The sequence below is a fragment of the Marinomonas sp. IMCC 4694 genome (assembly GCF_008122525.1).
Lineage (GTDB): Bacteria > Pseudomonadota > Gammaproteobacteria > Pseudomonadales > Marinomonadaceae > Marinomonas.
The window spans coordinates 2,828,955-2,852,835 of the sequence record NZ_VSRV01000001.1 but is presented as its reverse complement, the minus strand read 5'-3'; the positions used below and the strand labels follow the sequence as shown (position 1 = coordinate 2,852,835).

21 protein-coding genes are annotated in these 23,881 nt (G+C 46.4%); 11 read left to right on the top strand and 10 right to left on the bottom strand.

Going from position 1 to position 23,881, the window contains the following annotated elements; translation table 11 throughout:
- Positions 1-5: 5 nt before the first annotated feature.
- From fghA to FXV75_RS16560, 4 genes are all read left to right on the top strand, one after another.
- On the top strand, positions 6-848 hold the full coding sequence (fghA, locus tag FXV75_RS12990) for an S-formylglutathione hydrolase (protein ID WP_148834005.1): 843 nt from the start codon (positions 6-8) through the stop codon (positions 846-848).
- A 191-nt stretch (positions 849-1,039) separates the two neighbouring features.
- Positions 1,040-2,086: an MBL fold metallo-hydrolase gene (locus tag FXV75_RS12985; protein WP_222863134.1), complete on the top strand. Its 1,047-nt coding sequence runs from the start codon at positions 1,040-1,042 to the stop codon at positions 2,084-2,086.
- 25 nt (positions 2,087-2,111) lie between these two features.
- Positions 2,112-2,453 (top strand): DUF5329 family protein, encoded by a 342-nt coding sequence (locus FXV75_RS12980; protein WP_148834003.1) that lies wholly within the window; start codon positions 2,112-2,114, stop codon positions 2,451-2,453.
- A gap of 88 nt (positions 2,454-2,541) precedes the next feature.
- The gene (locus FXV75_RS16560) at positions 2,542-4,092 is read left to right on the top strand and encodes a Stealth CR1 domain-containing protein (RefSeq protein WP_148834001.1); all 1,551 of its coding nucleotides are present in this window, start codon (positions 2,542-2,544) and stop codon (positions 4,090-4,092) included.
- A 219-nt stretch (positions 4,093-4,311) separates the two neighbouring features.
- Here the strand turns inward: FXV75_RS16560 and modF are convergent, their stop codons facing one another.
- Positions 4,312-5,781, bottom strand: a complete 1,470-nt coding sequence (gene modF / locus FXV75_RS12970) for a molybdate ABC transporter ATP-binding protein ModF (RefSeq protein WP_148833999.1) — start codon at positions 5,779-5,781, stop codon at positions 4,312-4,314.
- A gap of 103 nt (positions 5,782-5,884) precedes the next feature.
- Positions 5,885-7,357, bottom strand: coding sequence for a ketol-acid reductoisomerase (ilvC, locus tag FXV75_RS12965; RefSeq protein WP_148833998.1), 1,473 nt, complete (start codon positions 7,355-7,357; stop codon positions 5,885-5,887).
- 228 nt (positions 7,358-7,585) lie between these two features.
- On the opposite strand from ilvC, the gene ilvY reads away from it, so the two are divergent.
- Positions 7,586-8,476, top strand: a complete 891-nt coding sequence (gene ilvY, locus FXV75_RS12960; protein WP_148833996.1) for an HTH-type transcriptional activator IlvY — start codon at positions 7,586-7,588, stop codon at positions 8,474-8,476.
- 78 nt (positions 8,477-8,554) lie between these two features.
- On the opposite strand, the gene FXV75_RS12955 is transcribed toward ilvY, so the two are convergent.
- On the bottom strand, positions 8,555-9,592 hold the full coding sequence (locus tag FXV75_RS12955; RefSeq protein WP_148833994.1) for a Fe(3+) ABC transporter substrate-binding protein: 1,038 nt from the start codon (positions 9,590-9,592) through the stop codon (positions 8,555-8,557).
- A gap of 678 nt (positions 9,593-10,270) precedes the next feature.
- Between FXV75_RS12955 and cynS the strand changes: the two genes are divergently transcribed.
- The 3 genes from cynS (at position 10,271) to FXV75_RS12940 (ending at position 13,432) form a co-directional block, all read left to right on the top strand.
- Entirely contained in the window at positions 10,271-10,711 is a 441-nt protein-coding gene (gene cynS / locus FXV75_RS12950) for a cyanase (RefSeq protein ID WP_148833992.1), read from the top strand.
- Between the two features lie 122 nt (positions 10,712-10,833).
- Positions 10,834-11,646, top strand: a complete 813-nt coding sequence (locus tag FXV75_RS12945) for a formate/nitrite transporter family protein (protein WP_148833990.1) — start codon at positions 10,834-10,836, stop codon at positions 11,644-11,646.
- Between the two features lie 70 nt (positions 11,647-11,716).
- Positions 11,717-13,432, top strand: a complete 1,716-nt coding sequence (locus FXV75_RS12940) for a bifunctional protein-serine/threonine kinase/phosphatase (RefSeq protein WP_148833988.1) — start codon at positions 11,717-11,719, stop codon at positions 13,430-13,432.
- Between the two features lie 68 nt (positions 13,433-13,500).
- Here FXV75_RS12940 and FXV75_RS12935 read toward each other — a convergent pair whose 3' ends face one another.
- The 3 genes from FXV75_RS12935 to FXV75_RS12925 form a co-directional block, all read right to left on the bottom strand.
- A complete protein-coding gene (locus FXV75_RS12935; protein WP_148833986.1) occupies positions 13,501-14,517 on the bottom strand; it encodes a Gfo/Idh/MocA family oxidoreductase in 1,017 nt (338 codons plus the stop codon).
- Positions 14,518-14,570: 53 nt separating this feature from the next.
- Positions 14,571-15,344 (bottom strand): TIM barrel protein, encoded by a 774-nt coding sequence (locus FXV75_RS12930; protein WP_148833985.1) that lies wholly within the window; start codon positions 15,342-15,344, stop codon positions 14,571-14,573.
- 148 nt (positions 15,345-15,492) lie between these two features.
- On the bottom strand, positions 15,493-16,446 hold the full coding sequence (locus FXV75_RS12925; RefSeq protein WP_148833982.1) for a sugar ABC transporter substrate-binding protein: 954 nt from the start codon (positions 16,444-16,446) through the stop codon (positions 15,493-15,495).
- Between the two features lie 214 nt (positions 16,447-16,660).
- Here FXV75_RS12925 and FXV75_RS12920 point away from each other — a divergent pair, with 214 nt between their 5' ends.
- A complete protein-coding gene (locus FXV75_RS12920; protein ID WP_148833980.1) occupies positions 16,661-17,671 on the top strand; it encodes a LacI family DNA-binding transcriptional regulator in 1,011 nt (336 codons plus the stop codon).
- Between the two features lie 108 nt (positions 17,672-17,779).
- Here FXV75_RS12920 and FXV75_RS12915 read toward each other — a convergent pair whose 3' ends face one another.
- From FXV75_RS12915 to msrA, 3 genes are all read right to left on the bottom strand, one after another.
- Positions 17,780-18,304, bottom strand: coding sequence for a peroxiredoxin (locus FXV75_RS12915; RefSeq protein ID WP_148833978.1), 525 nt, complete (start codon positions 18,302-18,304; stop codon positions 17,780-17,782).
- A 61-nt stretch (positions 18,305-18,365) separates the two neighbouring features.
- On the bottom strand, positions 18,366-19,103 hold the full coding sequence (nfsA, locus tag FXV75_RS12910) for an oxygen-insensitive NADPH nitroreductase (RefSeq protein WP_148833976.1): 738 nt from the start codon (positions 19,101-19,103) through the stop codon (positions 18,366-18,368).
- 131 nt (positions 19,104-19,234) lie between these two features.
- Complete coding sequence (gene msrA, locus FXV75_RS12905) at positions 19,235-19,861, bottom strand: peptide-methionine (S)-S-oxide reductase MsrA (RefSeq protein ID WP_148833974.1); 627 nt, start codon at positions 19,859-19,861, stop codon at positions 19,235-19,237.
- Positions 19,862-20,146: 285 nt separating this feature from the next.
- Here msrA and yghU point away from each other — a divergent pair, with 285 nt between their 5' ends.
- Both yghU and FXV75_RS12895 read left to right on the top strand, forming a co-directional pair.
- Positions 20,147-21,007, top strand: coding sequence for a glutathione-dependent disulfide-bond oxidoreductase (yghU, locus tag FXV75_RS12900; protein WP_148833972.1), 861 nt, complete (start codon positions 20,147-20,149; stop codon positions 21,005-21,007).
- 240 nt (positions 21,008-21,247) lie between these two features.
- On the top strand, positions 21,248-22,054 hold the full coding sequence (locus FXV75_RS12895; RefSeq protein ID WP_148833970.1) for an SHOCT domain-containing protein: 807 nt from the start codon (positions 21,248-21,250) through the stop codon (positions 22,052-22,054).
- A gap of 99 nt (positions 22,055-22,153) precedes the next feature.
- On the opposite strand, the gene FXV75_RS12890 is transcribed toward FXV75_RS12895, so the two are convergent.
- Positions 22,154-23,863: a SulP family inorganic anion transporter gene (locus FXV75_RS12890; RefSeq protein ID WP_148833968.1), complete on the bottom strand. Its 1,710-nt coding sequence runs from the start codon at positions 23,861-23,863 to the stop codon at positions 22,154-22,156.
- Positions 23,864-23,881 lie beyond the last annotated feature (18 nt).

Below are 23,881 nucleotides of genomic sequence, written 5' to 3'. Positions count from 1 at the left end.
CAGTGATGGAACTGTTATCGAGCACCAAAAGCTTTGGCGGCTGGCTGAAGCGTTATCAGCATCACAGCACGTCGGTAAAAAGCGACATGACGTTTGCGATTTTTTTACCACCACAAGCCGAAACACAGCGCGTACCCGTGTTGTACTGGTTATCGGGTTTAACCTGCACTGACGAAAATTTCATGCAAAAAGCCGGTGCCTTTCGTAAAGCGGCGGAGTTGGGTTTAGCGCTCGTATGCCCAGATACTAGCCCGCGTGGCACAGATTATCCGAGTGAACACGAAAGCTATGATTTCGGTTCTGGTGCCGGTTTCTATGTAAACGCGACGGTGGCTCCGTATTCGAATACTTACCGCATGTACGATTACGTGGTAGAGGAATTACCAACTTTAGTGGAAGCCCATTTTCCAGTAACCGACAAACGTTCTATTTCTGGTCATTCCATGGGCGGTCACGGAGCCTTGATTTGTGCGTTGAAAAATCCGGGTGTGTATCAGTCTGTCTCGGCGTTCGCGCCCATCGTTCATCCAACGAATTGCCCTTGGGGCGAAAAAGCCTTTACGGGTTATTTAGGTGAAGACCGCGCCACATGGAAAGAATGGGACGCCACCTGCTTAATTGAAAGCTTAGGAGAGAGCACGGAAGCGCGTTTACCTCTGTTTATCGATCAAGGCGAAGCCGACAACTTCTTAGTGGAGCAACTAAAGCCAGAAGCGTTAGAAGCGGCTTGCGAAAAAACAGGCCATCCGATTACCTTGCGTCGACAGCCAGGCTATGACCACAGTTACTTTTTTATCGCCAGCTTTATTGACGAGCACTTAGAGCACCATTCGAAAGCCTTAAGCTAATAGTGGGCTCATTGTGAGTAAGGCTTTTGTGGTGCAAAAAAAGCCAAGATAGTAATCACTTCTTACTTTTATAGGCATGGGTTGGGCTAAGTGAGTAAAATCATCGTATAAAGCCTAAAATAACCGATATAAACCCTCTTTTTAGAGGGTTTTATTTGAGTGCCATACCATTATAAAAGTGAGTTCTTGTCATGATAAAACCGTTTACTTTTCCCCGTGTATTGCTGCTGGCCAGTGCGTTCTTTATGACCGCTTGCAGTGCTCAACGCTACCCAGTTACAGACCACAGCGATGGCGAGCGGTTTTACAATCAAGACCGCTCTTACGATGTCGAAAAAAGCGTGTTTGACCTTTTGAAATGGAAGTTGGCGGGCAATGCCCAGACGTGGCCAGAGTCTGTTGATGACAACGTGACGCCGAATTTTTCTCATTCACTGCAACAGGGCGAAGGGGCGGTGACCTTTATTAATCACGCTACGGATCTTGTGCAATTCCCTGAATTGACCGTATTGACTGACCCTGTTTTCTCCGAAAGGGCGAGCCCATTCTCTTGGGCTGGGCCAAAACGCCATCGTACACCGGGTGCGTCTATTGAAGAGCTGCCTAAAGTGGATGTGGTGGTGATCAGTCATAATCATTACGATCACATGGATCTTGACTCGTTAGTCGCCATCAACCAAAAAGACCAGCCGACGTTTGTTGTGCCCTTAGGCAATAAAAAATGCTTGGCCGATAATAATATTCACAACGTGATCGAGCTGGATTGGTGGCAAGACTACACCACAGAAAGGGGGTCTATTATCACCTTGGTGCCCATGCAACATTGGTCCGCAAGAGGGTTGTTTGATCGTTCCGAAGCATTATGGGGCGGCTTTGTGATTCAGTCGGCAGGGTTGAGCGTCTTATTTGCGGGGGACACGGGCTACAATCGTCAATTTAAAGACATTGAAGCAAAATTTGGCCCGATGGATTTAAGCCTCATTCCCATTGGCGCCTATGAACCAAGGTGGTTCATGAAAAACCAACACATCAATCCAGCGGAAGCCGTTCAAGCGCACCAAGATCTAAAATCCAAATTAAGTGCCGGCATGCATTTTGGCACCTTTCAATTAACCGATGAAGGCATCGACGACCCAGAAAAAGCCTTAGCGATGAGTTTAGCGGAACAGGGGATTGATCCTAACGATTTTATTGTTCCTAAAAATGGTCAGACAATCGTCTTTGGTAAGGTAAAATAAAGGGAAAAAGACAGAGGGGGCGAAAATGAAAACGGCATTGGTAGCATGGTTGGTCGCATTCAGTGTGAATGCCTTTGCCTCGGTGCACGCTGAGATTGATCATTTATTGTACTATGTTGCGTCAACCGACTGCCAATACGAGCGAAATGGCTCACTACACAATGGCGCCGAGGCGGTGAAACACATTCAGCGTAAGTACGATTATTACCGAGATGATATCCAGTCTGCCGAAGATTTTATTGCCTATTCAGCGAGCAAAAGCGCCTTGTCTGGCCGGTATTATTGGATTCACTGTGATGGCCAAGCCCCTCAAAAAAGCCAAGACTGGCTTAGCGCAGAACTTATTCGATTTCGAATGGCGTCATGATTCATGGCATCACGTTCTAAGTCATTGTGGCGCCATCCAAAAGACGTGGTGATGCGTTACTTCACTCATTAAAACGACGGATACAGACATGGTAAGCAAGGCAACAGAATACCCGCTTGAACCGATAGACGCGGTGATTACCTGGGTGGATGGCAGTACGGTCAGGCATCAGCAGAAACGGCAAACATACATGGCGATGGAGTCCTTGCCGTTGCATGAAAATGCCTCGAATCCTCATCGCTGGATGTGCAACGATGAAATTTTGTATTGTGTCCAATCGATTGAGAACCATGCACCGTGGATAGGGAAAATCTGGATCGTGGTCGATGACATCGGCCCCGATTTATCCCGCCTTTCGAAGCGCATTCGTGACAAGGTGCATATTGCGTATCATTCACACATTTTCGACGGCTTTACCCAAGTGTTGCCCACTTTTAACTCTTTGACGATAGAGAGCATGATGTGGCGAATTGAAGGCTTGAGTGAACGTTTTCTGTATTTCAATGACGATGTGTTTTTGACCGCGCCTTTAAGTCCGACCGACGTATTCGATGGGCTTATGCCTATTTTTCGGGGTAAATGGGTGGATTTCAGCGCTGTGCTGAGTGACGCCGACGCTCGGCATGATCCCGCGAAGTTTCATCATTTTATGCAAATAAACGCTGCGAACATGATTAATTATCCCGCCACGGAGCTGTTTTCCTCTGCTCATGTGGTCCATCCGTTTCGCCGCTCTAAAATGGCGGAGCTGTTTGCTCAATATCCAGAGTATTTTGTTAATAACATACATTATCGATTTCGCAACTTGGCGCAATTTCTGCCACAAGGGCTACATAACCATGCTTGTATTCGCGACAACGAGGCGAAAATCACCACCACACACGACCACCTCCATATCTCCAGCGGACAGGGAAAAGGGCAGCCCGCGGCCGAGACGTTGGCGTTACTCACCAGAGCAACAGACCCAGACATCAAATTCTTGTGTGTGAATGACCTCCCGCAGCTGACAGACATTATCCCCGACGCCAATCAGTGGATTGCTCAAGCCATTGGCGGCTTTCCTGAGCAAACCATAGAACAACAACTCCACTTTTTACGTGAGATCGATCGGCTCAAATCGGTGGTTCGTAAATCGCCCTTGATTGACCAATCAAGACGAGAAAATTCCGCCGAACATTCCTGGCATTTGGCCATGTACGCCTTAATTTTAAAAGACAGCTCTGACCCAGTCATCAACATTGAGCGCGTGATCAAAATGCTATTGATACACGACATCGTTGAAATTGATGCGGGCGATCATCCCATTCATGAAACAACCGATAACAGTGCCCAAGAGAAAGCCGAACAGCAGGCCGCAGAGCGTATTTTTGGCTTATTGCCCACGTCACAAGGTGACGAGCTAAAAGCCCTTTGGTACGAATTTGAGGCTGCGGAATCCAATGATGCCGTCTTCGCGAAATCGCTTGATCGCCTACAACCATTAATCCATAACCTTGCCACCAAGGGCGGTACTTGGGTGGAAGGGAAAGTGAATCATGAACAAGTGACGCAGCGCTATGGTTCCGTGATCAGCGCGGGCTCTCAGGCAATGTGGCAAGTGGTCAAAACGTGTGTGAGTAAGCATTTTCAGTCGAAGTGACTCTGTTTAAGTAACTCTGTTTAAGTGTTTAAGTGTTTAAGTGTTTAAGTGTTTAAGTAACTCTGTTTAAGTCGCCCTGTCTAAGTAACCTTGTTTAAGTCATCGTAAGGTACGCCGGTCTGCGTATATCGTCACTCACCTTAGGACGGCACCTTACTTATATTGAACAGAACCACTTATATCGAACAGAACGATTTGGATTAAAGGGTTGTAAAAACGCTAGCGCTTCACCAACCCCAAGTAGTTCTCTATCCCTTTGATCTGGTCTTCCGCGTGATGGTTGACGTAGAGTACGGTGGTTTCTTTGCCTTGGCAGATTTTTTCGATGAGGGCGAGAACGAGCTGGCGGTTCATGTCATCTAGGCCGAGGCAGGGTTCATCTAGGATCAACAGCGGTGGGTGTTTCACCATGGCGCGGGCGATGAGAAGCAAGCGCTGGTCGCCGTAGGAGAGTTTGTTAAACGGCTGATCGGTGCGGTCTTTCATACCCAAAAGTGCCAGCCATTGGTCAGCGATTTTCTTCTGATGGTCGGTGGATTTGGAGTACACGCCTATGCTGTCGAAGAAGCCGGAGAGGATGACGTTGCGGCAACTGGTGCTGACGCGGTATTCCCACTGCAACGAGGTAGAAACATAACCGATGAATTGCTTGATTTGCCAGATGCTTTCGCCCTTGCCGCGCTGAAAACCAAACACAAAAATGTCGTTGCTGTAACACTGTGGGTGATCGCCGGTGATCAAGGATAAGACGCCCGTTTTGCCACTGCCATTCGGGCCGCTGAGTTGCCAATGTTGGCCTGGGGTAATGGTCCAATCGAGTTTGTTGACGATGACGGTGTCACCATATTTAATCGTCGCTTGGTTAAGTTTTACCAGCGGTTGTGTCGGATCAAGAGCGGGCAGGGCATTGGCGCTGTCGGCGTCTGGAATGGCAAGGTCGGTGGTTTTCAAATGCAGCAGTTGATACAGATCTTGATAGGCTTGTTCGTCTTGTTTGTCGATGGTATGAGCCAATGTTCCTGCGATCGACTGCGCCTTGGACGGCTTCTCCTTAGATTGCTTTTCTTTAGACATATAGCCAACATGAGTAATAAAGTCGGGCATTTCGTCAAAGCGGTTCAACACCAGCACCATCGGCACGGTATCAGCGATGCTGATCAGGTGAGCTTGCAGCAAAGCAAGCGTGTCGGCGTCTAAACCGTCGAAAGGTTCGTCGAGAATCAATAAATCGGGCTTGCTGGACAAGGCGCGAATCAGCATGACTTTGCGGGTTTCCCCTGTAGAGAGTTTACGAAAAGCTCGGTCAAGGAGTGCGCTTAAACCGAATTTCTTTACCAGAGCGTGAGCCAATTCTGGCTCGGCGCAGTCATCGAAAATCATTTCTCGAACCGGTGTGCCGAGGGAAATAACGTCCATGATGTCGGCGTCGTCTTTTTTCAATTCTTTGGCAATTAATTCTGCTTGCGCTTCAAACGATACCAATCCGACTTTTTTTGGTAACCCCGTGACAGAACCGCGCTCAATATCGCCAACACTGGCCAGTACAGCAGCAAGGGCCGATTTACCTGAGCCGTTGGTGCCGGTGATGACCCAATGCTGGTTGGGTTCAATGGTCCAGTTAATCTCGTTTAGCGTAAAGCGATCATCAAAATTAACGTTTAAATCGTGCAAGCGGATGGCGGCATTCATGGAGGATTCCTTGTCAAAGATCAAAAGCAAAAAGCGAAGCAATAAAAAAGCCGAGCACTCAATGAGTCACTCGGCTTTTTAGAACGTTAATATCTATAAGACATTAAACAATCTTTTTCATGTCCGCCATATGACCACGAAGCACAGCACCAACCGCTTCCACTGGGTGAGAACGAAGCGCAGCGTTTACTTCAATTAGGCGCGCGTTGTCTACGCCGTTGTCATCGGTAGCCAGACCTTTACCGATCACGTCAGTTTTGATGTCTTTCATGAAGTCTGCCAATAGAGGAACACACGCGTGGTTGTATAGGTAACAACCGTACTCTGCTGTGTCGGAAATCGTCGCGTTCATTTCGTACAATTTCTTACGAGCGATGGTGTTCGCGATCAGTGGTGTTTCATGTAGAGATTCGTAGTAGGCCGATTCAGCGATGATGCCCGCCGCTGTCATGGTTTCAAACGCCAGCTCAACGCCGGCTTTTACCATAGCGACCATCAAGATGCCGTTGTCGAAGAATTCTTGCTCAGAAATGTCAACATCGCCTGCTGGTGTCTTTTCGAAATTCGTTTCAGCGGTGTCGGCACGCCATTGAAGAAGGTTTACATCGTCGTTCGCCCAGTCTTCCATCATCGTTTGAGAGAAGTGGCCGCTGATGATGTCATCTTGGTGCTTGTTGTACAAAGGACGCATGATGACTTTAAGCTCTTCAGAAATATCAAAGGCTTTGATTTTTGCTGGGTTAGAAAGACGGTCAAGCATGTTGGTTACCCCGCCGTATTTCAAGGCTTCTGTCACTGTTTCCCAACCGAATTGGATCAGACGAGACGCGTAACCCGCGTCGATGCCTTCTTCAACCATTTTGTCGAAACAAAGAATAGAACCCGTTTGCAACATACCGCAAAGAATCGTTTGCTCACCCATAAGGTCAGATTTTACTTCCGCGATGAAAGACGACATTAGAACGCCGGCTTTGTGACCGCCAGTACCCACTGCGTAGGCTTTTGCTAGCGCAAGGCCTTCGCCTCTTGGATCGTTGTCTTCATGAACGGCGATCAATGTTGGAACACCGAAACCACGAACGTATTCAGCGCGAACTTCTGAACCTGGGCACTTAGGTGCAACCATGATAACCGTTAAGTCTTCGCGGATTTTCATGCCTTCTTCGACGATGTTGAAACCGTGAGAGTAAGATAGGCAAGCGTCTTTTTTCATTAGTGGCATAACGGCAGTAACAACAGGCGTGTGTTGTTTATCAGGCGTTAGGTTTAGAACAACGTCTGCGGTTGGGATCAAATCTTCGTAGGTACCAACAACAAAGCCGTTTTCAGTCGCGTTTTTCCAAGACTGACGCTTTTGTGCGATGGCTTCAGGGCGCAGCGCATAAGAAACATCTAGACCAGAATCGCGTAGGTTCAAGCCTTGGTTTAGGCCTTGTGCGCCACAACCGATGACAACCATTTTTTTGCCTTTTAGCGCTTCCACGCCGTCGGAAAACTCAGAGCTGTCCATGAAACGACATTTTGCTAGTTGAGCCAGTTGCTCGCGTAGCGGCAAAGTATTGAAGTAATTAGCCATGTTACACACATCCTATAGAGTTGATTAATGTATCAACGATAAAAACACGCCGATATTAAAAATGGATTACACAGTCGCCAAGTTATATTTTTAGTGGCGTTCTGCGAATGAGGCTAATCTAACGCAGCAAGACCTTTTCGTAAATTGATATATTTGCAATATAACGTCCCATTTTTTGCAACTATGTTTTATGATGAGCCGATCTCTTTCCAATATAAAGTTGACAGGATGAACATTAAAACCCTAAAGCACTTTTTAGCGCTCGCCGATGCCTTGCATTTTGGTCGAGCCAGTGAAGAGTGCCACATCAGCATTTCGGCGCTGTCGCGCCATATTCGTCAGTTAGAAGAAGACCTTGGCGTGGTCTTGTTTACCCGCGACAATCGTACGGTGGCATTGACACAAGAAGGTCAGAAATTTGTTAAATACGCTCGGGACGCCAGCAGTCAGTGGCGTTTGATTCGACATGAGCTAATGGATAATTCAGCGCAGCTACGTGGCGAAATCAGTATTTATTGCTCGGTGACGGCCAGCTACAGCTTTTTATTTGAAATGCTGAGTCGCTTTCGACACGTTCATCCGGGCATTGAAATCAAGTTACATACTGGCGACCCAGACGAAGCCATTGCAAGGATTTTAGACGGTAAAGAAGAAATCACGATCGCCGCACGACCGGTGACGATGAATCGTGGTCTGGCGTTCAAGCCGATTACTGTGTCGCCCTTGGTGTTTATTGCGCCATTGGAACAGCAGCCAAATGTACCGACTTCGTCTCCCACAACATTAAAAGAGTGGTCGCTAGTGCCGATGATCTTATCGGAGGCCGGTGTTTCCAGAAATCGAGTCGATGAGTGGTTTCGTCAAAGGGAGGTTACGCCCACTATTTATGCTCAAGTGGCGGGGAATGAAGCGATTGTGAGTATGGTGAGCTTGGGTTTTGGTATTGGCGTGGTGCCAAAAATCGTGTTGGATAATAGTCCGTTGAAAGAGCGTGTGACTATTTTGCAAGTAAAGCCTGAGTTAACCGCTTACGACATTGGCTTATTCACCCTTAAGAAAAGCCTAAAAAATCCGTTAGTGGCCGCGTTCTGGGAATTAATGAAAGAAGAGACGAGATAGTGTCTCTTCTTTCATTTGATGGTGTCATTTGTGATGGTGTGGTTTCTGATCGTGAATTTGCCTAACCAAAACCTAGGCTTATTTCCAGCCGCCTTGATCCATCAATTTCACGGCTTGACGGTTGTTTTCACCCAACACACTCAAAGAGACTTGATCGCCTTTGAACTCACCAAAAGTGGCTAAGCTTTTTGGGGGCGCTATGCCGTCGACTACGGGGTATTCGTTGTTGACGTTCGCGTACCAAGTTTGACTTTGTGGGTTAACCAAGAAGTCGATTAATTGCTTGGCGTTGTCGGTGTTTTTTGATGACGCTGTGATGCCGATACCACTCACATTAACGTGGGCGCCACGCTGATCCGCCGCTTGGTTTGGCCAGAACATTGCCAGCTTATCAAACACCGCACGATCCTCAGCGTTGTCGCTTAAACCCAAACGACCAAAGTAATACGTGTTGGCAACGGCAATATTACACACACCGGCCGCCGCGGCTTTGATCTGATCGGTATCGCCGCCCGCTGGTGGACGCGCAAAATTGGCGACCAAACCTTTGATCCACTTTAATGTGTCCGCTTCGCCGTGTGCGTCGATCATCGATGCCACAAGAGACTGGTTATAAATGTTGCTTGATGAGCGAATGCAAATTTGGCCTTTCCATTTTGGGTCAGCAAGGTCTTCATAAGACGATAAATCTGATGCTGATACGGCTTCAGGGTTATAAAACAACACACGAGCGCGTTGCGATAAACCATACCAGTAACCGTCACGGTCTTTAAGGTGATCAGGAACCACTTTATTCAACGCTTCCGTTTCAAACGGTTGTAGTACACCAGCGTCTTTTGCGCGATATAAGCGACCAGCATCTACGGTAATAAATACATCGGCTGGGCTGGCATCACCTTCAGACTGTAAACGACTCAAAAGTGCGTCAGCGCTCCCCGTAATCAGGTTTACTTTGACTCTATTTTCTTTTGAGTAGTTCTCTAACAGCGGTGCGATAAGCGCTTCACTGCGTGCAGAATAGACATTGACTTCTCCGCTTGCATTCGCTGATGCGCTGGTCAATGTGAGTAGAGTTGACGTACCTATCAGGGCAACAAGCGTTGTAGATTGTTTCATTCGAGGTTACCTATTTTTTAAACGGTGATGGTTAAAAGTGATGATTAATAATAGGTTTGAAAAACGGCTTATTAATACATTACAGATCCAATAGACAAACACTAATGCAAATCGTTCCCGTTTTCATTGTTAATTTTTTGACATTCTTTATTTCTTTCGCCTTTTCTTAGTTGCAGTTCAACGACGCTTTGTCATCTTCGCTGTGCTGTTTTGGTGCAAAGCCTTGTCTTGATTGGCCTTTAGTATCTTTTTTTGGTTGAAAGTGAGTATCGTGTTTTTTGTTAAATGTTATAAAAATCATAGTGTTAAAGTAATTAAGACGTATTGTTAATACAGTGAGGATTTTGGCATTTATTTTGCTTATTAGTTCTTATGTTTATGTGATTGCCATAAACAATTTACCCATTGACCAACGTCGGTCAATGAAATGAATGGCATTGTCGCCCGTGACTAACCCTGTTAGTCGCACTCGATCAGGCTCCTTTAGAAAAGGCAGCGACTGATTAGGGAGGCTATTGTTTATTCTCTCTTCTCATTTATTTTCTAAAACGCCATTTTGCAATATTGATCATGTGACCGGTAACACTTTGTTGTTCATTTTTTGGTCGTTATGCGCCCAGACAAACCTGAGTTATACAATGAAGATGACATTCTTCCTCGATTTTTTGGAGAAAACGAATGAAAAAAATTGATGTTACGGAAGCTATTTTTGCAGCAAAAAAAGACAAAAATGTAAGTTGGGAAGCCATTGCTGAGGCGACAGGTATGACCGATGTATGGATAACCTCCGCCTGTTTAGGAATGAACAGTTGCAGCGAAGACGTGGCGGATAAGTTGGTGGATTTTCTAGCGCTGCCAGTTGAAGCCAAAGCGGTGCTTATGCAATACCCAACCAAAACATGGGATCAAGCCATACCACAAGACCCTTTGATTTATCGCTTATACGAAGTGGTCGGTGTTTACGGTCCAACGCTGAAGGAGGTCATTCAAGAGAAGTTTGGCGATGGCATCATGAGCGCCATTGATTTTTCTATGCAGGTTGAAAAAATTGCAGACCCCAAAGGTGATCGCGTTCTTCTCACCATGAATGGAAAGTTTTTACCTTATAAATCATGGTGATAAAAAGTGAATGCGATTTTAGCAAAGTAATAAGTCGAAGTAATGAGCCAAAGCAATAAAGCAAATAAATTTCGCATTTTTTAAAAATAGTGTTTTAAACATTGAGATAAGAGGGCGTTAACATGGCGTATATTGAACCGAGTGAATTTGTAACCAAAATGGTCGATGCAGGCGAGCAAAAAGTCTACATGTCGACAAAAGACACCGTGATTCGAGCTTTTATGGCGGGGGCTATTTTAGGGTTGGCCGCGATTTTTGCGATTACTGTGGCCACCACAACGGGCAGCCCTTTATTGGGTGCGGTGCTGTTTCCCGTTGGTTTTATCATGTTGTATTTAATGAAATTTGATTTGTTAACTGGTGTGTTTACCTTGGTACCATTGGCTTTATTAGACAAGCGTCCAGGTGTGACTCCTGGTCAAGTGTTGCGTAACTGGGGCTTGGTATTTATCGGTAACTTTGCAGGAGCGTTAACAACCGCTTTTATGATGGCATTTATTCTCACGTACGGCTTTGGAACCGATGGCGGAGCAATCGCGGCCAAAGTGAGCTCGATTGGTGAGTCTCGTACTCTAGGTTACCAATCTCATGGTGCAGGTGGTTGGTTTACAATTTTTATCCGCGGTATGTTGTGTAACTGGATGGTATCCATGGGCGTCGTCGGTGCGATGATTTCTACTTCAGCCGGTGCGAAAATGGCGGCCATGTGGATGCCAGTGATGTTGTTCTTTTTCATGGGTTTTGAGCACTCTATTGTGAATATGTTTTTGTTCCCCTTTTCTATGATTATGGGGGGTGAATTTACTTTTATGGACTATATTGTTTGGAATGAAATTCCAACGGTATTGGGCAATTTGGCAGGCGGTTTATTGTTGGTTGGTTTGCCGCTGTACTTTACTCACGTAAAAACATCGGCAGCGCGTAAAATCGCTTAACGAGATTTGCATTGAAGAAGGCACGGTATTGAGACGATCTTTACCGTGTTTTTTTGTTTAAGGAAATACAATGAAAGCACTCGATGTCAGCATTGGCTGTGCCACCAGTAAGGGACAAAAAGCGCAAAACCAAGATGCCATCGGTCATCTTGTTCCCACCGACCCCTTGCTCACCACAAAAGGCATCGCACTGGTTATTGCCGACGGCATCAGCTCGAGTCCCGTGAGCCAAATTGCCAGTGATACAGCGGTTAGCCGGTTTTTAGACGACTATTACCGCACCTCAGAAGCCTGGTCGGTTAAAAACTCAGGTGAAAAGGTGGTGACTTCCATCAATGCCGTTTTGTACGCACAAACGCAACGAGGCTCCAGTCGTTTTGATAAAGACAAAGGCTATGTGTGCACTTTTAGTGCACTGGTGTTGCGTGCTAATAACGCGCATATTTTTCATTCGGGTGACAGCCGAGTGTATCGCTGCGTGGGGTCAACCCTAGAACAGCTGACCAAAGACCATCGTCGTATCGTATCAAAAGAGCACAGTTATTTATCTCGAGCGCTGGGCATAGCGCCGATTATTGAATTAGACTACCAGACGTTTCCCATTAAAAAAGACGATGTTTTTCTGATGGTGACCGATGGTGTTTACGACTTTCTCGATGCCGAGCACCTGTCTGGTATGATCACGGAGGCGGATGATTTAAATCACGCCGCAGAGCAACTTATCGAACAGGCGTTGAGCGCGGGGAGCAACGACAACCTTAGCGTACAAATTGTTCGTGTTAATGATGTGACCCGCTATCAACAGGATGAATTGCCCAATCGAGTTGAGCATTTACCCTTACCGCCGCCCTTAAAAGAACGGATGCAATTTGAAGGCTATGACATACTGCGCGCTATTTATGTGAGCAGCCGCAGTCACGTCTTTCTTGCGCGTGATTGTGATAGTAATACCATGGTTGTGATTAAAACCCCTTCAGCCGAATTAGCGGAAGATAAGGCGTATTTAGACGATTTTATGTTGGAAGACTGGATCGCGAAACGAATACACAATGCGCATGTGGTCAATGCCATTACGACCTCAAGGCCAAAGCAATCACTTTATCTCGTCACCGAGTATCTTGAAGGGCAATCGTTAGCGCAATGGATGATAGACCACCCAAAACCCACATTGGAACAGGTCCGAGACATCGTCTCCCAAATCGCGAAGGGGTTACAGGCGTTTCATCGTAACGCCATGATCCATCAAGACATTCGCCCAGCTAACATCATGATCGATAAGCATAATATCGTCAAAATCATTGATTTTGGTTCCACTCACATTGCGGGGGTGACTCAGCTTAAAGAGGGCGAGGTGCTGCGTGGCACTATGCGATACTCTGCGCCAGAATACTTTTTAGGACACGCAGGCAGCGAACGCTCTGATATCTACGCATTAGGCGTGATCGCCTATCAAATGTTGTCAGGTAATGAGTTTCCCTACAGCCCCAAAATAGCACAAGCCAAAAGCATCGCTGCACAGCAACGCTTGAACTACCGCAGTCTCATCACTGAAGAAACGGAGTTTCCGGTTTGGATCGACGATGCCTTGCAAAAAGCCCTACACATCAATCCGTTAAAGCGCTACGAAGAAGTCTCTGAATTTATCTACGACCTGCATCACCCAAATCAGGCGTTTTTACATCGAACGCAACGGCCCTTGATACAACGTAACCCGGTTGTTTTCTGGCAAAGCGTGTCGTTTGGTTTGCTCTTGGTAGTCGTATTGCTGCTGGTTCAGGGGCAATAGAAAAGGGGCATTTGAAAAGAAACTCACACTCTCCCTAGAAGGCACGGGAGTGTGTGAGTGAAACGCGATCAGATGTTGGTGGTGATAGCGTTACCGGTAGTAACGGATTCGATGCAAGCTAATGAAATGGCCAATGCACGATGCGCATCACGGCCATTTGGCCCCGTCTGTTGACCGGTTAAAATAGCATTGGCAAAAGCGCGAATTTGAGCTGCGTAAGCGTCGACAAAAATATCGGAATCTACGCGCCAAGTATCGTCTTGGGCGCCGTCTTTGTTGTAGCTTGTCATATTCGGTTTACGCACATCCCCCATTTGAACCATACCCAAAGACCCGAGTACTTCGGCTCGCACATCGTAGCCATACATAGCACAGAAGTTCGCTTCAGCAATGGCAATGGCACCGTTATCAAAGCGTAAGGTCACGGTGGCCACATCTAAATGCCCATGAGATTTGGCATCAGGGCGTACCAAGGCATCGGCTAAAGCGCGGACTTCGACGACCTTTGCGTTGTCATTTAGCCAAAGTAGGGTATCGAAATCATGAATTAGGGTTTCGTAAAAAATCGTCCAAGTTGGAATATTGAAAGGATCCCCCCCCCAAGGGCCTGGATCACGAGTTAATGAGCGTAACTGTTGTGGCGTGCCTATGACACCTTGTTGGATTTTTTCCTTGGCACTGACAAAAGCGCGATCCCAACGACGGTTAAAGCCGATTTGATAAGGACGTTTCGCCGTGTCCGCCGCGGCGCTAGTCTCTTCGATTTCGGCAAGGGTTAGGCCGGCCGGTTTTTCACAGAACACCGCTTTGCCATGTTCTAAAAAGTATTTTGAAATCGAAGCATGAAAACGTGCCGGTGCTGCTATTACCACGCCATCGACTTCTGGATGGTTAGCGATGTCTTCGATTTTATCAGTAATAAAATCACAGCCTAGCTTTTCACCGAGTGCTTTGGCGCCTGGAAGATATTGATCGAAAATACCAAATAAATGAGCATTGTTCAGAGTGAAAGCGATATTTTGTGCATGATGAGATCCCATGCGCCCGGCGCCGACAAGCACTAAGTTAGCGGTTTTTTTGGTCATGATAAGGTGTCCTATAGTAATTGTGTGATACGTCGATGATTCAGGGTTAACCGTTAGAAATTAAACGCACTTTTGAATCGTTCCAATGCCAGTGCGGAGTCGCTTTCTGGAAAACCTTCAAAACCGACCACGCCTTGATAACCTATTTTTTCGAGGTGTTTGGCAATTGCTGGGTAGTTCATTTCCCCAGTGCCAGGCTCTTGTCTACCAGGTACATCGGCGACTTGTATTTCGCCAATATGAGGCAGGTATCGCGTGAGGGAGTCCATTAAGTTGCCTTCATCAATTTGTTGATGATAAAGGTCTAACATCATTTTTAAATTAGGGTGATTGACCTCAGAAATGAGGGTATACACTTCTTCGGCTGTAGCAAAAGGTACGCCAGGATGGTCTACTTTGACATTGAGGTTTTCGAGTACAAACATAACGTCGTTATCTTCGCCAATTTGTGCAATTTCGATCAGTGTTTTGTAGGCTTGAATCCAGTCACGGCCAGTCAATACAGGACGAGGATGAACGGGCAGCCCTTTATTGTCTAACCCAGTGCCATGAAGATTCAATCGTGGAATGCCCAATCGTTTGGCGACCGCGACGGATTCATGAATGGTCTCAAGCAGTGTTGCCTTATTTTCTAAAAAGTCGCCTTTGATGTAGCCGGTCATCGACGAAAATTCGACGCCAGTCTCAACGAGTGCGTCAATGTCGTGTTGTGTCCAGTCCCAAAGTTCAGGTAAAAAGCCTAAGCCTGCGATTTTTTGCACGCGTTCAGCGATGGGCAATTCAACAAATAAAATTTCTGCGCAACAGGATAGGGTAAAATTAGGCATGATATTAACCTCACTATAAAGACGGAATAAGTTGGAGTTGCTTGGTGCGGATTGAATAACTGTGTTTTCACTGAGTAATGACCATCCAAAAAAACGCAGCGGCTATAGACACCGCTGCAAAATTTCGAGGTAGAAACTGGGTGGAATACTAGTTGCGGTTCGCAAAGGCTTCCATATTCGCAGGGGTGACTAATTTAAAGGGAACCCATACTTTTTGTGGTACGTCTTCCCCTCTTGCCAGTTTGATAGCAACATCAACGGAGCCGGCACCTTGCGCTTTGGCGTCTTGGAAAACCGTGACATCTAAATCGCCTTCGCGCATCGCTTGAAGCGCGTCTTGCGTGGCATCTACCCCGGCCACAATGAATTTATCCATGTCCATACCAACGGCTTTCATCGCTTGAATGGCGCCGATGGCCATTTCGTCGTTGTTCGCGATGACAGCATCAAATTGGATACCCGCAGAAAGCCAGTTTGTCATGATATTGTTAGCGATTGAGCGCTGCCATAAACCAGTATCTTTAACAACAACCTTCATGCCGCTGCATTCTGGTGTGGCGATAACATCGTAGATGTCTTGTGTGCGTTGAATGCCTGTTTGGTCGGTTAAGGCGCCCATTATGACGGCTAAGTTACCTTTACCGCCCATGAGACGACACACTTCTTTTGTTTGAAGGGTGCCAGAATCGACTTCATTTGACGCGATAAAAGCTTGATTGTCTGGTAGTAAATCAATATTGATTGGCTGACGATTGACATAGATTAACGGAATGTTTGCCGCTTGTGCATCATCACTAATTGAAACTGTAGCGTCCGTATCCACAGGGCTGATAATAATCGCATCGACACCAGAAGCGATGAAGTTTTGCACCTGGTTAAGTTGAGCGCCTACTTGGTTTTTGGCGTCTTCGATTTGTAAATCGACGTCTTTTATTTCTTGTCCGCGTGCTTCAATTGCGGTTCTTAGCAGTGTTAAAAAGTTGTCATCATACGTTGCCATCGTTACCCCAATACGCAAATTGTCGGCCAATGCAACAGGGCTTAGCAAAGTGGCGCCTAAAGTAATGGACGTTGATACAGCAAGGCTTACTAGCGTTTTCATCTTATTATTCTCCTAGTGTGTTGGTACTGATTTTGCTCACGTGTGCAGTCAGTTGGATTAGTATGCACTCGTGTGCAGAATATCGTCAAGTCTGTTTGGAATTTTTTTTTCAAAAAAATAAAAATAGAATATAAATTTTTTATTTTTCAATTGAGATGGCGGTTGGATGGATACAATGACAAAATAGAAAACCTGCTTATTACGTTGTAAACACATGAAAAAAAATACCAGTCAGCCAAAAGTAACCTCCGTTGAAGTCGCGGCTCTAGCGGGTGTATCGCGTTGGACCGTGTCACGCACTTTTACCCCAGGTAAGCCCATATCAGAAGAAGCAAGAGTACGTGTGTTAGACGCCGCTAAGCAGCTGGGGTACAAACCCAACTTACTGGCTCGAAGTTTATCGACACAGAAAACAGGCTTGATCGCAGTTGTCGTGGATACTTTTCAAAACTACAACGTGATGAAACTGCTCGATCAACTGAGTTTTGCTTTACAAAAGAATGGGCTTAGAGCGTTGTTGATCAATGTCGCCGATGAAGACAGTGTGGCCGATTTAGTCGAACACGCTGATCAACTGCAAACTGATGGGGTGATATTTTTAGGGGCAACGTTAACGGGTGATTTTGTTTCTTTAGCAAGCAATATCAAGCGTATTCCTTTAGTTATTGTGTTTCGGGATTGCGATTTGCCTGAACCTCTGGTGCTAAATACCGATGATTATGCGGCTGGTTTTGACATTGCTACCTTGTTAGTGGGCGAGGGCGCTAAACAATTTGCTTACTTTTCAGGGCCTACAGGCATGACGACTCGAGTGAATCGGCGAGAAGGGTACGAAGATGGATTGCATCAGCTTGGTTTTGATCTTAGTGTTTTGTTAAATGTCACTAACTATGATCAGTTTATGGCGTGTGACGTGTTTGCCGGTTACCTGAATACAACCCCCAAACATGAAAGAGTCGACGCTATTTTTTGTGAGAATGACGCCGTGGCGTTTGGCGTCATTGATGCCATGAGAGCGCATGGCTGCTTAGGGTCTATTGCTGTCGTGGGCTTTGATGATATAGCGTATGGTGCTAGCCCATCGTACCAATTAACCAGCTATGCGCCGCCAGTCAGTGCTCTGATTGATTTAGCCGTGCAAGCGATGCTGAGAAATGACGTAGCGCGGACGGTGCTGAAAGGTCAGTTGGTCTTGCGAGAATCGCATAAAATCATAGCCAGGTGACTTGAGCTTTATTCGGCTTATTGTTTTGTCTTTAGCGCAAACAAAAAAAAGCAGCCGCTCGGAGGAACGCCTGCTTTTAGTATGCAAAATTGAATGACTTGGCGGGGATTAACGCGCTTTTAAGTAGTTCAACATGGTATCTGCATCGGATACTTCAAACGGATCGCTCGGTGCGTCGTCTTGGTAGCCAGCTTCAGAGAACATTTGTTTGATTTCGCCATTTTCGACGTACATGGCATAACGCCAGCTGCGCATGCCAAAACCTAGGTTGTCTTTTTTGACCAACATGCCCATTTTACGGGTAAAGTCGCCGTTGCCGTCTGGTAATAGAAAGACATTTTTCGCTTCTTGGCTTTTGCCCCATTGGTACATGACGAAAGCATCGTTGACTGAGATACAGATAACGGCGTCTACGCCTTGCGCTTTAAAGTCTTCGTAAAGCGCTTCGTAGCGTGGAAGGTGAGACGTTGAACACGTTGGTGTGAACGCACCAGGCAAGGAAAAAACCACGACTTTTTTATTGCTGAACAAATCAGCAGTCGTAACATCTTTCCACTCGAATGGGTTAGGGCCACCCAATTCTTCGTTGCGTACTCGGGTTTTAAAAAGAGTATTTGGAACCTTGGTGATCATGGTCTTTCCTTTTGGGTTGAATTATTTCTGTTGAAACAATAAAACAGTATGTTAAGTCAGTTTACTGTTTTAAAAAACCTTGTTGTTGCAAAAAGCCTAACATGTGCTCACGTTTCTTCTTTTGCACGGCGTTGGCGGTTTGCTCCGACCAGTTGCTTATTTTTTGGTTGCCTGATCGACTCTGGTAATAGGCCTGCATTTGGGCGTCGTAGTCTTGTACATCGCTGGCGCCACGGCGGCTGTTGTAGTTGTCTTTGTGTACTATTACGTCGACAGGTAAACGCGGTTTTAGATCTGGCTCGGCGTCTGGGTAGCCTAAACAAAGGCCAAAAATTGGGTAAACAAGCTTTGGCAAGCTCAGGAGTTCAGCGACTTGCACAGGGTCGTTACGAATGCCACCAATAAAAACCGCGCCAAGGCCAACTGATTCAGCACCCAATATCAGATTCTGTGCCATAAGCGTCGCATCGGTTGTCGCCGCAATAAAATGTTCAGTGTGACCCTCTAATGGGCCTAATCCTTGCGCTAAGCTGCATGCTTCTACGCGGGTTAGATCGGCGCAAATCACCAAAAATTCTGCCGCCGTCTCCACCCATTTTTGCCCACCAGCCAAGGTAGCCATGGTTGTTCGGTTGACTGAATCTGTTACTCGAATGAGTGAATAAGCCTGAATAAAGCTCGATGATGCCGCGCCTTGAGCGCACTGAATTAATTGCCTTAACAATGCGTCTTCTATTGGTTTATCTGTGTATTGGCGGATGGATTTATGGTTGATCTGGGCCTGAAGAATCGGGTTCATGATGGCGGTCTATTGAGTTAATGAATTTATAAGAGAGTAGTGACTTACATGCAATCGGTCAAAGGTCTGTGGCGTGAAACGGTATAAGAGCGCCTGAACACACAAGCGCTTTTTTTCGAGGGACAGACTCATTAATGATATTGTTTGCTGGCTACATCACCCCATAAACTTTCGATACGATTGTCCCGTCCACAACTGGCGCGATAATAGGCGTAACGAAACGGGTTTTTGGTGTAATAGCTTTGATGATATTCCTCTGCTTTATAAAATGTTTTTGCTGGGAGAATCTCGGTGACGATCTTATCTTTAAAGGGTTTGGTTGCGTTGACGTTGGCCAAAGACGCCTCAAAAACGGATTTTTGCTCAGGGCTTTGATAAAACATAGCTGTTTTGTATGGCGTGCCTTTATCACAGAACTGACCGTAAGGGTCGGTAGGGTCAATGGTTTTCCAAAAATAATTGGCCAGTACTTCTAACGATACAATCTCGTCGTCGAATTGTATTTCAACCACTTCAAAGTGACCGGTTTTCCCCGTTGAAACTTGTTTGTAGGTGGGGTTCTCCGTTTGGCCGCCGCTGTAACCTGAGACCACATCGCTGACACCTTGCACTAATTCAAAGTCGGACTCTACGCACCAAAAGCACCCGCCAGCCACCATCATGGTTTGCGGTGCAGCGAGGGATACGCTACTAGAAAAAGCGGCACTGGTCAGGACCAATATCCCGACAGTACGGTTCAATGCGTGATGGATTTTCATATCAGCTTCCTTAGGTTTTTATGAGCACCTGGGTGCGGCAAAATGAGTGTGACATTGTTTGACGAGAGCACAAACCTACTTATTACAACGTTTTTATAAAAATCGTTAACCAAAAGAGCATACACCTAGTATAAACGTCAGCGCGTTGAATTTGGATGACACTGATGTACCTTTTTACATCAAGAGACGATGAAAAGTATCCATGATTCAACGGACTTGATTTCTAATAACAAAGTAACCATTAATGCTTGCACCCTGTTTAGCCTATTTTAATGAGGATAATGTATGAGCTCCGATAACAACGTGAATCAAGAGTATGTTCCACCGACGGTTTGGAAATGGGAGGCTGAAAATGGCGGGAAGTTTGCCAGTACGAATCGTCCTATTTCTGGTGCGACTCATGATAAGCTTTTACCAGTGGGTAAACACTCATTTCAATTGCACTCCTTAGGGACGCCAAACGGTCAAAAAGTCACCATTATGTTGGAAGAGCTGCTGGCGTTGGGCATTAGCGAAGCGGAATACGACGCTTACTTGATCAACATTGGTGAAGGTGATCAATTCGGCTCTGGCTTTGTTGAGATCAATCCCAATTCCAAAATCCCCGCTTTAATGGATCACAGTACCACGCCACCGACACGAGTGTTTGAGTCGGGTTCTATTTTGCAGTATTTAGCGGAAAAGTTTGATGCCTTGATCCCAAAGGATTTTGTCAGTAAAACCGAATGCCGTAACTGGTTGTTTTGGCAAATGGGCTCGGCACCGTATTTAGGCGGTGGTTTTGGGCATTTTTATGCGTACGCACCAACCAAACAACAATATCCCATTGATCGTTTCGCCATGGAAGTGAAACGCGAACTGGATGTGTTGGATAGGCACTTGGCCGATCACACCTATTTTGCTGGGGACGACTACTCCATCGCAGACATCGCTATCTGGCCTTGGTATGGTAATTTGGTATTGGGTAACTTATACGACGCCGCAGAATTCCTCGATGTGGCCAGCTATCAGCATGTGATGCGTTGGGCGAAAGCCATAGAGCGGCGTCCGGCGGTGCAGCGAGGTCGAATTGTGAATCGCACTTGGGGCGATGTGTTCCTTGAAGAGCGCCATGATGCCTCGGATTTTGATGGTCTACTGGGCTAGATTGTTTCTACTATTTTTTAAACGGACCTGTGATTCACACGGGTCTTTTTTTGCTTACAAAAACGTGTTTTTCCTTTTAAAGCGCGTGTTCAAAAAATAAACACTTTATTTTGCTTTTTAGGCGGTTGTCACCATTTTGTAAGAGGGGATGTGTTAGAATAACCTTCTACGAAACCTGTAGGCCAGCATGATGCTGCAACCTGTTACACAGTCTGTCGTCCCTTCCAAGAGAACTCAAACATGCAAAATTTAACACAAGACGGACACCATCTCGTCAATTCCCTTTCTAGCCGTTATAACTTAAGCCATGATGCCGTGATGCATATGTTGATCGCGGTGAATAATGGCAGTGGTTCCATGGCGCAATTTAATTGCCCTGAATTGGGTGGCGGTGGTCAGTGGATGCGCGGTGGCATGACCATGGTAGGCGACATGTTTAACTATGGTTTGAAATCTACGGTCGATAATTTGTGTAACGAATTGGCCAATGGTTTGGCGAATACGCAGGTGTTTGCGCCATTACCCAAAGGCTCGTTGTCGAGCAATCAATGGTGGCCGGGCGACTTGGGTCAGCCGTTTAGTAGTGGCGCGCAGAACAGTACGCGTTATGCGATTTTTCCAAATCGCTTAGCCGTCGATGTGAACGGCAACGTGACGGTTTATGATACCTTGGATAACAACATTGGTGGCATTGGTCAGCAGCAAGGCGGTAACGATTCGCTGACGTTTTCTAGCCAGTACGGCACCATTGCCGTGAACAGTTTGCCGATTGTGTCGGGGTTGGGATCTTCGGCTCAAGTGCAAGCACCGATTCAAACTCCACAAAACAATTTCATGGAAACCCCTGTTTCTACCATGATGCCTTCACAAAATAATGCTTCACAAAATAATGCCTCGTTTAATCAAAATACATCATCCGTTCGTCAAACGTCGTCTGTTGACGATGTGATTCAGCTGATTGAAAAGTTAGCCAAGTTGCGTGACATGGGCGCCATTTCAGAGAATGAATACAACGCCAAAAAAACCGATTTGCTAAACCGTATCTGATCGCAGCTTCTTAAAAACAGCACGACACAAAAAAGCAGAATAGAAGTTCATCCTATTCTGCTTTTTTTGCTTATCTTATTGCGAATTTCAGATTGTTTTTTACTGACCGGTAATGTCTTGAAACGCTTGATACTGTGACAAATACACTTTTCCATTAAGGTGCTGTAAAAAACCACTGCATTCTAAATGATCCATGACTGGGCCTTTCACTTCAGAGAAAGACAGCTTAATACCTAAGTCTTTTAACTGAAGGTTTAACGCTTCCAGCATTTCCAGCGCACTGTAGTCAATTTCGTTCACTGCACTGCATTGAATCACCACGTGTTTGATGGCGTCACGCTGACTAATCGCTTCGATAACGTAATCTTCCAAAAATGTCGCATTGGCAAAAAACAAGCTCTCATCAGGTCGTAAACACAACAAAGTGGGTGAAGTGATCACGTCATAACGCTTTATGTTGCGAAAGTGCTCGCTGCCTTCGATGAGCCCGACTTCGGCTACGTGAGGCTTGGACGTGCGATACAAATGCAAAGCGATCGACAAGATCACACCGGATGCCACACCGACTTCAACGCCCATCAGTAAGGTGATCACAATAGTCGCCAGCACAGCGTAAAAATCACTGCGTGAAAACCGCCAAGTTTTTTTCAAAATTGAGAAATCGACCAGCGTACTGACCGCCACAATAATAGTCGCTGCCAAGGTAGCTTTGGGCAAAAAGTACAACATGGGCGTGAGCAGCAAAGACGCAATCATGATGCCAAGGGCCGTCATGACACTGGCAAGCTGAGTGACCGCGCCAGCGTCAAAATTCACCACAGAGCGAGAAAATCCACCCGTTACCGGAAAGCCGCCAGACACGCCTGAGGCTATGTTGGCGGCGCCTAAACCGATGAGTTCTTGGTTCGGTTTGACTTTTTCACGACGTTTCGCACCCAAGGTTTTCCCCACGGAAATAGACTCAACGTAACCAATGATTGAAATCATCAAGGCGGGTAACGCCAGTGATTTGATTAATTCAATCGAAGGCAAAGTTAAGCCTAATGTGGGTAAACCCGCGGGGATATGCCCTGTGATTGCGACACCATGGGATTGTAAATCGTAGAAGTACACAACAGCTAAGCTGGCTGCAACCCCTAAAATAGGCGCAGTTTTCGCAAGAGAACCCGCGGCAGAAGGCGACGCTTTTAGCATAAGAAAAACGCGCTTTGCGTAACGACGTGCCAGCAATAAAAACACCACCACGGAAGCGCCAATGGCAAAGGTCACCGGCTTAAATTGCCCGATGCTTTCGAACATGGTGACCAGCAGTTCTACCACATTGTCGCCATGGGCAGATACGCCCAAAATGTGCTTAAGCTGACTCAATGCAATGATGATCCCCGACGCAGAAATAAATCCCGAAATCACCGAATGAGACAGTAGGTTGGTGACCATGCCCAACTTCATTACGCCCATTGCTACCAGCATGATACCGGACAACATGGCCAGTGTAATCGCACCGGTTAAATAGCTGGCGGTGCCTTGCTCGGCGATGACGGCCAGTGACGTAGCGGTCATCAAAGAGGCGACGGCCACAGGACCGACGGACAGCGACGTACTGGTGCCAAACAGCGCATACAGCACCAAGGGCAAAATACTGGAGTATAAACCGACTTCTGGCGGGACACCCGCCAACATCGCGTAACCAAGCGACTGAGGGATCAGTAGCATGGTAACGATAAACGCGGCAGTGGCGTCTTGGCTGAATTGTCCGCGGTTGTAGCCTTTAAGCCAGCCAAGCGCGGGGATGACACGTTCCAACATCATGGTGTGATTCTCGTTGTG

Bases quoted from the DNA above. Each gene is read 5' to 3' on its own strand.
- fghA (WP_148834005.1), top strand. From the start codon at position 6: ATGGAACTGTTATCGAGCACCAAAAGCTTTGGCGGCTGGCTGAAGCGT.
- FXV75_RS12985 (WP_222863134.1), top strand. From the start codon at position 1,040: ATGATAAAACCGTTTACTTTTCCCCGTGTATTGCTGCTGGCCAGTGCG.
- FXV75_RS12980 (WP_148834003.1), top strand. From the start codon at position 2,112: ATGAAAACGGCATTGGTAGCATGGTTGGTCGCATTCAGTGTGAATGCC.
- FXV75_RS16560 (WP_148834001.1), top strand. From the start codon at position 2,542: ATGGTAAGCAAGGCAACAGAATACCCGCTTGAACCGATAGACGCGGTG.
- modF (WP_148833999.1), bottom strand. From the start codon at position 5,781: ATGAATGCCGCCATCCGCTTGCACGATTTAAACGTTAATTTTGATGAT.
- ilvC (WP_148833998.1), bottom strand. From the start codon at position 7,357: ATGGCTAATTACTTCAATACTTTGCCGCTACGCGAGCAACTGGCTCAA.
- ilvY (WP_148833996.1), top strand. From the start codon at position 7,586: ATGAACATTAAAACCCTAAAGCACTTTTTAGCGCTCGCCGATGCCTTG.
- FXV75_RS12955 (WP_148833994.1), bottom strand. From the start codon at position 9,592: ATGAAACAATCTACAACGCTTGTTGCCCTGATAGGTACGTCAACTCTA.
- cynS (WP_148833992.1), top strand. From the start codon at position 10,271: ATGAAAAAAATTGATGTTACGGAAGCTATTTTTGCAGCAAAAAAAGAC.
- FXV75_RS12945 (WP_148833990.1), top strand. From the start codon at position 10,834: ATGGCGTATATTGAACCGAGTGAATTTGTAACCAAAATGGTCGATGCA.
- FXV75_RS12940 (WP_148833988.1), top strand. From the start codon at position 11,717: ATGAAAGCACTCGATGTCAGCATTGGCTGTGCCACCAGTAAGGGACAA.
- FXV75_RS12935 (WP_148833986.1), bottom strand. From the start codon at position 14,517: ATGACCAAAAAAACCGCTAACTTAGTGCTTGTCGGCGCCGGGCGCATG.
- FXV75_RS12930 (WP_148833985.1), bottom strand. From the start codon at position 15,344: ATGCCTAATTTTACCCTATCCTGTTGCGCAGAAATTTTATTTGTTGAA.
- FXV75_RS12925 (WP_148833982.1), bottom strand. From the start codon at position 16,446: ATGAAAACGCTAGTAAGCCTTGCTGTATCAACGTCCATTACTTTAGGC.
- FXV75_RS12920 (WP_148833980.1), top strand. From the start codon at position 16,661: ATGAAAAAAAATACCAGTCAGCCAAAAGTAACCTCCGTTGAAGTCGCG.
- FXV75_RS12915 (WP_148833978.1), bottom strand. From the start codon at position 18,304: ATGATCACCAAGGTTCCAAATACTCTTTTTAAAACCCGAGTACGCAAC.
- nfsA (WP_148833976.1), bottom strand. From the start codon at position 19,103: ATGAACCCGATTCTTCAGGCCCAGATCAACCATAAATCCATCCGCCAA.
- msrA (WP_148833974.1), bottom strand. From the start codon at position 19,861: ATGAAAATCCATCACGCATTGAACCGTACTGTCGGGATATTGGTCCTG.
- yghU (WP_148833972.1), top strand. From the start codon at position 20,147: ATGAGCTCCGATAACAACGTGAATCAAGAGTATGTTCCACCGACGGTT.
- FXV75_RS12895 (WP_148833970.1), top strand. From the start codon at position 21,248: ATGCAAAATTTAACACAAGACGGACACCATCTCGTCAATTCCCTTTCT.
- FXV75_RS12890 (WP_148833968.1), bottom strand. From the start codon at position 23,863: ATGATGTTGGAACGTGTCATCCCCGCGCTTGGCTGGCTTAAAGGCTAC.